We start from the raw sequence: 301 nt of genomic DNA, 5'->3' as shown, positions 1-301 counted from the left end.
CACCACCATCCACACCCCCAGCACCACCAGCACCACCGTCCCCGCCCCGATGCCTCCCACCGCGAGCAGGGCCATCGCACCGCCCCCGCCGTCACCGCCGCCGCCACCCTCGCCTACCTCGGCACCTACGGCACTGCCCAGCTCCGCGCCGTACGCAAGCCGTCGGCCGGGAACGTGCAACGTGCCGTCGGCGCCGGGATCCTCGGGCTCATGCCGCTCCAGGCGGCGCTCACCGCTCGCGGTGGGGCGCCCGGTCTCGCCGCCGCCCTCGGTGTCGTTCATCCCCTCGCCCGGCGGCTCG

General features: G+C 76.4%; 1 pseudogene. It reads right to left on the bottom strand.

From position 1 onward, the window contains the following. Positions 1–282: pseudogene (locus ACLZOT_RS51600) on the bottom strand (hypothetical protein); the annotation flags it as partial. Between the last annotated feature and the right edge of the window lie 19 nt (positions 283–301).

Source organism: Streptomyces sp. 4F14 (genome assembly GCF_048159485.1).
Classification (GTDB): domain Bacteria; phylum Actinomycetota; class Actinomycetes; order Streptomycetales; family Streptomycetaceae; genus Streptomyces.
The sequence above is the reverse complement of the archived record's forward strand: the minus strand, read 5'-3'. Positions and strand labels throughout refer to the sequence as shown.